Genomic DNA, 6,646 nt, shown 5'->3' with positions numbered 1-6,646 from the left:
GCGCTCCTTGCCCCTGCCGATGCGGTCCACCGCCGTCCGCATGTTGTCGTAGATCCCACGCTCCGGCACACCACCGAAGACACGGAAGCCGTGCCAATGGGCGTCGAACAGCATCTCGTGGGTCTGCGAGCCGGATAGGCGCGGACCAGGAATGCCCGGCTGTGTGCCAGCTTGATATGCGCGACCTGCAGCTTGGTCCGCTCGCCGCCGATCACGGCATAGTCTTCGCTCCAGTCGAACTGGAAGGCTTCGCCGGGACGGAAGGTCAGAGGAACAAAAGTGCCGCGTCCCGTTGCATGCTGTTCTCGCTGCCGCTCTGAGCGCCATTCACGGGCGAAGGCCGCAACCCGGTTGCAGGAGCCCGTGAACCCGAGCGCGACCAGATCGGTATGCAGCCGCGTCAAGGGCCGGCGCTGCTTGCGCGACTTCGAGGCTTCGGTCTTCAGCCAGGCTGCGAGCTTGTCGGCGAAGGGGTCGAGCTTGCTGGGCCGCTCCGGCACCGAGAACCTCGGCTCGACCGTGCCCGCCTTCAGATACTTCCTGATCGTGTTGCGCGACAGCCCGGTCCGACGCGCGATCTCGCGGATCGGCAGCTTCTCTCGCAAGGCCATGCGGCGGATGACGTTCAGAAGTCCCATGTGGATCACTCCGATGCCCCCCGTCGCTCATCGCGCTCGGGGGAAGGGTCACATGGGTCAAATCTCAGTGGAAATCAGGCGCCAACCCGGGTCAGTTCCAGGTGGAAATCAACAGCGTATTGATGCCTGCAGGCAGCTTGATCAGCCAGTCGGCCGGCACCCGCGCCTTCTGCGCGAAGCCGTCGTCATGCGTCTGGCTGAGGCCCCAGCCATTCAGCACCACCGTGTCGCCGGCAGCGAACTCGGCGCTGTCCGAAGCCTTGACGACACCCGCCAGGTCGATGCCGGGGATCAGCGGGAAACGCCGGATGACCGGCGATGCGTTGGTGATCGCCAGACCGTCCTTGTAGTTTATGGTCGAGTAGTCGACCCTGACCGTGACCTCTCCGACATCAAGGTCACTGTCGTCCAGCATCACGAGTTCGGTCGTGACGCCTGCATCGGTTCGGCTGGCGCGGATGGCACGGAACCGCATGGCTCTCTCCTGACAGTTCGCGGCATGGGCGCGGCGATGATGCACCCGGTCGTGGCGCTTGCATATGGCCCTGCCTCTGCTTACTTCAATGATTGAATTGAGTCGAGGGATCTGCTTGATGAAGCCAAAATCCTTTGCAGGAATGCGATGCTCGATCGCCGGGGCGCTTGAGCTGATCGGCGACCGATGGACCCTGCTGCTGATCCGCGACCTCTCGCTCGGGCTGCGCCGCTACGACGATCTGCGGGCCAGCACCGGCATTCCCGCAGCGACGCTTGCCGCACGGCTGAAGCACCTCGTGGCGCATGGCATCGTTGAACGCGCGCGCTATCAGGATCGTCCGCCGCGCGACGAATACCGCCTGACTGCCAAGGGCCGCGACCTGTGGAAAGTCAGCGTGGCACTGCGTGAGTGGGGTGATCGCTGGGATGCGGCCGGCTTTGGCGCGCCGCCTGTCGAGATGGTCGATCGGGAGACCGGGCACCCGCTGACGCTGGCGCTCGTCGATGCCGAAACCGGCGCCCCGGTGCCGCGTGAGCGCGCCCGGCTTCGCCCCGGTCCGGCGGCCGATGACCGCACACGTCAACGTCTCAATCAACGCACAGGAGCAGACCAGTGACGCAATCGATCGAGTTCTTCCAAGATTTCCGCAGCCCCTACAGCTACATGGCGTTTACGCAGCTGACCGGGATGGACGCCGATATCGCGCTGAGGCCGATCAGGCTCCTGAAGCTGATGGAACTGGTCGGCAACGTGCCGACCACGATCACCTGCAAGGCGAAACGGACCTACGCCCGCGCCGATCTGGCGCGCTGGGGGCAGCGCTATGGCGTGCCGCTCAACCCCTCGGACATGCGCGAGAACGATGGTGACGCCTGTTCGCGGGCGGTCCTGGCGGCGCAATCCCCGGCCGATGCAGCGACAATCACACTGGCCCTCTATCGCGCGATCTGGAGCGAAGGAAAAACGCTCGCAACGACCGACGACATCCTCGCCGTGATTGCGGCGGTCGGGATCGACACGGGCCGGGTCGCCGAGCGGATCGACGCGCCGGAGGTGGTCGCGCAACTCGACGCAAACACCGCCGAGGCCGCCGAGCGCGGCGTGTTCGGCACACCCACCATCTTCGTCGGAGACGCGATGTTCTTCGGCAACGACCGTCTCGATTTCGTGCGCGAGGAACTCGCGCGCCGGGAGGACGCGGCATGACCGACATGACCAAACCGCTTGCCCTCGTCACGGGGGTTGGCCCCGGCACGGGCGCCGCAATCGCACGCCGTTTCGCCGAGGGTGGCTATCGCGTGGCGATGCTCGCCCGCGACAAGGACCGTCTCGCCGCGCTGGAGAAGGAGATACCGGACTCGATCGCAGTGCCGTGTGACGTGAGCGACGCCGCCGAGCTGGAGCAGGCGATTGCCAAGGTCGGCAACCCCAAGGTTGTCGTCCACAACGCCGTCGGCGGCGCGTTCGGCACTTTCACCGAAGTCGAGGCCGAAACGCTGCGCCGCAACTTCGAGATCAACACGATGGCGCTGTTTCACCTCGCGCGGCTGACGACGCCCGCGATGATCGCGGCGGGCGAAGGCGCGCTGATCGTCACCGGCAACACCTCGGCCATGCGCGGGAGCGCCGGTTTCGCCGGCTTCGCCCCGACCAAGGCCGCGCAGCGCATTCTGGCGGAATCGCTGGCGCGCGACCTGGGGCCGAAGGGCATCCATGTCGCCTATCTGATCATCGATGCGGTGATCGACGTGCCGTGGCAGCGCGAGCGGCTACCCGACGCCGCGGACGATTTCTTCATCTCGCCCGCCTCGATCGCGGCCGAAGTCCATCATCTCGCTCACCAGCCGCGCGACGCATGGTCGTTCCTCGCCGAGGTCCGCCCCTTCCACGAACCGTGGTGAGCGCGATGGACAAACCGCGAGAAGACGCGCCCGACGGTCTCCAGCAGCTCCGCGCGATGATCGCCGGCGGGCTGCAGCCGCCGATAGGCGAGAAGCTGGCGTTTGACCTGGTCGAGGTCGAGCGCGGCCATGCCGTCTTTGAAGGGACGCCCGATCGCAGCGTCTACAATCCGCTTGGATCGGTGCACGGGGGTACGCCGCCACGATGCTCGACAGCGCCTGCGGCATCGCGGTCCACTCGCAGCTCGGCGCCAATCGCGGATATACCACGCTGGAGCTCAAGGTCTCGTATCTGCGCGGCCTCAGCGATCGGAGCGGGAAGGTGCGTGCGACCGGCCGGACCATCTCGGTCGGACGGCGCGTCGCCTTCGCGGAAGCGACGCTTCACGATGGCGACGGACAGCTGTGCGCGACGGCAACGTCAACGCTGCTCGTGTTCGACGTCGAACACCGCCAACGCGCCAAGGATCCGCCCATGACCGTGAGGCGCGAGCATCGCCATGGTTGACGTCGATCAGGTCGGTGCACCCGAGCCGCGCGATGCGCTGACGGCGGGCCGTCTGGTGCTGCTGGCAAGCCTGGCCGCACTGGGCGCGCTCGCCACCAACATCATGCTGCCTGCCTTTCCGGCGATGGCAATCGACCTTGGCGTGGCTCCGGGCGATCTGGCATGGACCCTGAGCAGCTTCTTCGTCGTCTTCGCCGTGGGGCAACTGTTCGTCGGGCCACTGGCCGACGCCTTCGGACGGGCGCCCTTCGTCTTCGGCGGGCTGGCGGTGTTCGTCACGGGCAGCGTCATCTGCGCGCTCGCGCCGACCCTGCCGGTGCTGATCGCCGGCCGCGCGATCCAGGCACTTGGTGCCTGCGCCGCCTCAGTGCTGGCCCGCGCCATCGCCCGCGACCTCTATCACGGCCCGAACCTCACGCGCGCGCTGGCGCTGGTGATGATCGCAATGGCGGCGGCGCCGGGCTTCTCGCCGGCCCTTGGCACGGGAATGGCGGCCGCGTTCGGATGGCGCAGCACCTTTGTGTTCGTTGCGGTGGCCGGCGTTCTGGTCGCCCTGCATTATCGGCTGAGCGCCGGAGAGTCGCTCTCGCCCCGCCAGCGCCGCCCGGCACGACCGCAGGCAATCGCCCGCAGTTATGCGGGGCTGGTCATCGACCGCCGCTTCATCTTCCCGGCGCTCGCCGTCAGTCTGGTGATCGGCTGCCTCTACAGCTTCTTCGGCGCCGCACCCACGATCCTGATGATCGACATGGGGCTGAGCGCGCCCGGCCTCAGCATCTTCTTCGCCGCCACCGTTTTCGTGGTGTTCGGCAGCGGGCTCCTGACGGCGCGGCTGGCCCGGCGGTGGGGCGCGCCAACCGTGGGCATGGCCGGCATCCTGATCGCGATGTCGGGAGGCCTCTGGCTTGCCGTGCAAGGCGGAGCGCCGACGCAGCCGCAATTCATGGCGGCGGTGACGCTGTTTCTGGCCGGCATGGGCCTCATCAATCCGATCGGCACCGCGATCGCACTCGAACCCTTCGGCGACCGGGCCGGAATCGCATCGGCGCTGCTCGGGTTTCTGCAGATGGGATGTGCCGCACTGGGAACGGCGATCATCGGCGCGCTGCCGGTCGGTCCGGCTACGGCCCTCGCCTGGGTGGTCCTCAGCGGCACGGCGTTGGCGGGTGTCGCGTTTTTTCCAGTGTTACGTACAGGAAGCTCGGAGCGATGACTGCGGGATGAGTGAACACAACCCTTGAAGCACCGTCCTCGCGGCCGGGCATCCCCCGCCAGGATTTTACTTCTGCCGCTGCTTCCGAGGTTCGCTGCCTGAGGACAGCGAAGCTCGGCGCGGATGCGCAGAGCTCAAATTTCAGCTTGGCCACTGTCCGACAAGGCCGATGTCGCAGGCCCGCCGGATCGTCTCGGCGCAGCAGCCGGAGGGGCGCCGAAGCCGCCTTGCAGGTCCGCGGACACAGGCAGGTCGGTCGCCGCGACGATCTCGGCCGCGTTGGCCCAGAGTCTCATCGCGCGTCAAGCTGCCGGGGCGCATCGCTCCTGGCTTTGGCCCTGGCCCTGGCGAACGCGTAGCCGGCGCTGGTCTTCGCCAGCGACTCGAAGCCGAGATGGGTTAACAGCCGGGCGGTGCTCGCGTTCGAGGGATTGGCGATGACGAAGGCGCGGTCGCGGGTGTGCAGCGCCATGAAGCGTTCGAACTTGCTCTGCGGGTCAGTCATGGGCCTCTCCGTTCAAACGGCCTGGGGCGCCGACGCGAGCTTCTGGAAGGACGCGATCCTCGGGCAGGGTGTGAGCTCTCGTTCCGGCGACGTTCTCGCGCTCACGTGGGTCCGCGGACCATCGGCCCCGCGCGCGTGCTGCCACCAACCGTGTCAACATGGCACGCAGGGCGGCTCGCGGTCCCGCCTGAGCCCGTTGTCCCAGGTCCAGCGATTGACGAGCCGCTACTCGACTCGCTTGCAGCCGTCGCGACCCTCGGCCGTCGATGCGGGTGCCTTCACGCGGGGGGGCGTGGGTTGGGCTCGGGCCGGGGAAGGCTCACATCAAACTGGAACACCGTCATCATCTCGGCATCCGGCGCTGTCCCGGCGTCCTCGGTCGGAATGCGGCGCAGGGTGAGCCTGCCGTCCTCGCCTGCGATTTCTCCCGTCAGACCATGTGGAAGTCGTCCAGGGAGGTGATCGAAAGGACGCTGCTTGAGGCGCTGACCTCGGTCGGCCCGGCGGGCGACAGGCGGCGTCAGGCGCCGTTGGCGGCGGGGATGAGGACAGTGCTCAGGTCCAGGCTCCCACCGTCATCGAGGGTGGCGGTGGTGTTGAACCGGACCTGACCCTCATCGATGGCCGAGAAGAGCACCTGAGCATCGCTCCAAGCCCGGTGGATCGGCATGCTGCCGTCGGCGGGAAGGCGTCGATCGTAAGGCGTCCTGCACAGGCCTCACCGATCGCTGCGGGAAACGAGGGTGGCGCGACGGCCGGCGCGCAGGTCAGTCGGCCCGAGAGCAGGATGGCGGCAATGCGGTGACGTCCGGCCATTGCTGCTCCCCCACAGTCTGCGATCGCGACGACTCACGGCAGGATGCGGAGTTCCATCGACGCAGGGCCCGCCAGCCATGCGGCGCCGGCATTGTTCGTCCAGAGAGTTTCGAGGCAGGGCCGCAGCCGCGCGAGAGCATCGCTATCCTTCCGCAGGTCGAGCTCGACCACCGGCACCGGCCACGTCGGTCCCGACATCGAAGGTGATCGCGAAGATGTAGAGCCTCGTCGAGGACGGTGTGGTCGGCCGCTACAGGCGCGTCACTGCGTAATGGTCTTGAAGGGCGGCGACGACGGCCTCGCTGTGGGTGGCGTCGCGCGCCTCGAACATCACCTCGAGGCGGGCGGCCTGAACGCTGGGCGAGGTGAAGAGACGATGGTGGGAGACCTCGATGATGTTGGCACCGGCCTCGCCGATCCGGCCGGCGATGTCGGCGAGCACGCCGTGGCCGCCAATACCGAGTGACCTGCCCCCCGTAAGCTCCCTCGCCGTGATGTAGAGTCTGCCCGACCTGAAGGAGCAGACGAGATGAGGAAAAGCCGCTTCACCGATGCGCAGATCATCGGGATGATCAAGGAACAGGAAG

10 protein-coding genes and 2 pseudogenes are annotated in these 6,646 nt (G+C 67.2%); 5 read left to right on the top strand and 7 right to left on the bottom strand.

Annotated features, from left to right (window positions below; translation table 11 throughout):
• Nucleotides 1-638 (bottom strand): annotated as a pseudogene (istA, locus tag GI374_RS18570) (IS21 family transposase); the annotation flags it as partial.
• 91 nt (nt 639-729) lie between these two features.
• On the bottom strand, nt 730-1,113 hold the full coding sequence (locus tag GI374_RS18565; RefSeq protein ID WP_154338480.1) for an alcohol dehydrogenase catalytic domain-containing protein: 384 nt from the start codon (nt 1,111-1,113) through the stop codon (nt 730-732).
• 118 nt (nt 1,114-1,231) lie between these two features.
• Here GI374_RS18565 and GI374_RS18560 point away from each other — a divergent pair, with 118 nt between their 5' ends.
• From GI374_RS18560 to GI374_RS18550, 3 genes are read left to right on the top strand one after another with little or no spacing between them, the layout of a single operon-like run.
• Entirely contained in the window at nt 1,232-1,732 is a 501-nt protein-coding gene (locus GI374_RS18560; protein WP_154338479.1) for a helix-turn-helix domain-containing protein, read from the top strand.
• Nucleotides 1,729-2,322, top strand: coding sequence for a 2-hydroxychromene-2-carboxylate isomerase (locus GI374_RS18555; RefSeq protein WP_154338478.1), 594 nt, complete (start codon nt 1,729-1,731; stop codon nt 2,320-2,322). Before GI374_RS18560 ends, GI374_RS18555 begins: the two co-directional genes overlap by 4 nt.
• The gene (locus GI374_RS18550; RefSeq protein ID WP_370515481.1) at nt 2,319-3,017 is read left to right on the top strand and encodes an SDR family NAD(P)-dependent oxidoreductase; all 699 of its coding nucleotides are present in this window, start codon (nt 2,319-2,321) and stop codon (nt 3,015-3,017) included. The genes GI374_RS18555 and GI374_RS18550 overlap by 4 nt, the downstream gene beginning before the upstream one ends.
• On the opposite strand, the gene GI374_RS19595 is transcribed toward GI374_RS18550, so the two are convergent.
• Entirely contained in the window at nt 2,954-3,148 is a 195-nt protein-coding gene (locus tag GI374_RS19595) for a hypothetical protein (RefSeq protein ID WP_229583586.1), read from the bottom strand. The genes GI374_RS18550 and GI374_RS19595 overlap by 64 nt on opposite strands.
• Before the next feature lie 74 nt (nt 3,149-3,222).
• On the opposite strand from GI374_RS19595, the gene GI374_RS19590 reads away from it, so the two are divergent.
• Both GI374_RS19590 and GI374_RS18540 read left to right on the top strand, forming a co-directional pair.
• The gene (locus tag GI374_RS19590) at nt 3,223-3,525 is read left to right on the top strand and encodes a PaaI family thioesterase (RefSeq protein ID WP_229583585.1); all 303 of its coding nucleotides are present in this window, start codon (nt 3,223-3,225) and stop codon (nt 3,523-3,525) included.
• Nucleotides 3,518-4,738: a multidrug effflux MFS transporter gene (locus GI374_RS18540; protein ID WP_154338477.1), complete on the top strand. Its 1,221-nt coding sequence runs from the start codon at nt 3,518-3,520 to the stop codon at nt 4,736-4,738. Before GI374_RS19590 ends, GI374_RS18540 begins: the two co-directional genes overlap by 8 nt.
• 292 nt (nt 4,739-5,030) lie before the next feature.
• Here the strand turns inward: GI374_RS18540 and GI374_RS18535 are convergent, their stop codons facing one another.
• From GI374_RS18535 to GI374_RS19585, 4 genes and pseudogenes are all read right to left on the bottom strand, one after another.
• A complete protein-coding gene (locus GI374_RS18535) occupies nt 5,031-5,243 on the bottom strand; it encodes a hypothetical protein (protein ID WP_154338476.1) in 213 nt (70 codons plus the stop codon).
• A 520-nt stretch (nt 5,244-5,763) separates the two neighbouring features.
• The gene (locus tag GI374_RS18530; protein ID WP_154338475.1) at nt 5,764-5,913 is read right to left on the bottom strand and encodes a hypothetical protein; all 150 of its coding nucleotides are present in this window, start codon (nt 5,911-5,913) and stop codon (nt 5,764-5,766) included.
• Between the two features lie 179 nt (nt 5,914-6,092).
• A complete protein-coding gene (locus GI374_RS18525) occupies nt 6,093-6,257 on the bottom strand; it encodes a hypothetical protein (protein WP_154338474.1) in 165 nt (54 codons plus the stop codon).
• A gap of 52 nt (nt 6,258-6,309) precedes the next feature.
• A pseudogene (locus GI374_RS19585) lies at nt 6,310-6,646 on the bottom strand (hypothetical protein); the annotation flags it as partial.

The organism is Paracoccus sp. S-4012 (assembly GCF_009674885.1).
In the GTDB taxonomy this organism is placed as follows: Bacteria; Pseudomonadota; Alphaproteobacteria; order Rhodobacterales; family Rhodobacteraceae; genus Paracoccus.
Note: the sequence above shows the minus strand (reverse complement) of the source record. Positions and strands in the feature narration are given on the sequence as shown.